Source organism: Moorena sp. (assembly GCF_982860115.1).
Map to the genome: position 1 here is coordinate 1 of NZ_CEYLVT010000466.1, position 1426 is coordinate 1426.

At 43.2% G+C, this 1426-nt stretch carries 1 protein-coding gene; it reads right to left on the reverse strand.

The annotated features are described in order from the left end of the window. Positions 1 to 63 precede the first annotated feature (63 nt). Positions 64 to 846 (reverse strand): RNA polymerase sigma factor SigF, encoded by a 783-nt coding sequence (locus tag AC4II3_RS32710; protein WP_293094409.1) that lies wholly within the window; start codon positions 844 to 846, stop codon positions 64 to 66. Between the last annotated feature and the right edge of the window lie 580 nt (positions 847 to 1426).

A 1426-nucleotide genomic window follows, 5' to 3' on the forward strand; every position in this document is an offset into this window, starting at 1 on the left:
ATTCTTCATTCTTAATTCTTCATTCTTAATTCTTCATTCTTAATTCTTCATTCTTCATTCTTCCTAACTTGCCAGACGCTCCGATGCTTGAGATTTCATTAGGGTAACCAACTCTTGAAGTCCTCTTTTGACATGTCGCGTCACTGTCATCGGACTCACTCCAATTCGTTTGGCTGCCTCCTTGCGGGGGAGTTCTCGTAAGAAAACAAATTCTATAGCTGCCTGAGTTTTATATTCTAGCTGACTCAAGGCACCGTGGAGCTGTTGTCGGTCTTCTTCCCAATAGTGTAAATTCTCTTCATAGTAATCTGGTAGAGTCTCTCCTAAAGTCATGGGTTGATCGACTTTCTGAGAAACCGTGGCATCCAAACTTAAAGGCAAACGATTTTGAACTGCCAACTTACTTTCCTGCCACTCTTGCAGGGATACATCCAAAGCCTTAGCAATTTCTTCATCTCTTGGGAAGCGTCCCAAGTTAGTTGCTAACTTTTTGCTGACTCTTTTCCCTGCCTGCTGCAGTTCCTGCCATCGGCGAGGAATCTTGACCAGAGAACCCCTGTCGCGCAAGAAATGTAGCATCTCACCACGAATGTAAGGCACTGCTAAGGAACTGAATGCACAACCTTGATGGGGGTCGAACCGCTCAATAGCACGAATCAAGCCGATGTAACCCATTTGCTCGAGGTCTTCATAAGGTTCAGCACACTTCTGGCTGACTATATGAGCAATCTTCCTCACTAATCCAGCATTTAATCTTACTATCTGATTGCGAAGTTGAATTGATGGATTTCGGTAATACGCAATCAGAAGTTCCATTCCTTGAAAACCAACAGACCCAATAGCCATTCTCAAAATATCCCAGAAGTGGAAACCTATTTACGACACGAGGCTTAGCCTAAGCAATTAATCTTCAACTCATTGTCATTAGAGATTCCCCTTTAGAACCATCGTCCTTTCACTGAAAAAACAAATTGCCATTTTTGTTTTCTCTGTACAATCACGCAGATTGCAAAGCCAAGATAGTTAAAAATTGCTATAGGGTCTTAAATGTGGTATAATATCTAACTTAAATGATGCGCAACTGGCAACTTGCAAAAAGTGGCAACTTGCAAACAGGATAAGTAGTACTCTGTGTACTCTGTCAATTTAGTTTTGAGGGTTAGGGCAAGGTTAATCTAAGCATTCAGCTATCAGCCAAGGCGAAGGTCAAAGGCCAAGGGCTTTTCCCCAGACTTTCAATTCTTTAAAATCTGGAACTATTAAATGATAATCAAATTCTTACGTTTGCCCATTGGCCATGGGTGCATCTCCTAAAAGTTGTTTGACAAGGTGGTGCGTTACGGGGCGGGCTGTCTAAACCCTGGCTACGAGGCGGAAAGCGATGCAGCGCGGTCTTGGGGGTTTCCCCCATGAGCGACTGCATCAA

Coding starts and splice junctions, on each gene's coding strand:
- AC4II3_RS32710 (WP_293094409.1), bottom strand. CDS start 846: ATGGCTATTGGGTCTGTTGGTTTTCAAGGAATGGAACTTCTGATTGCG.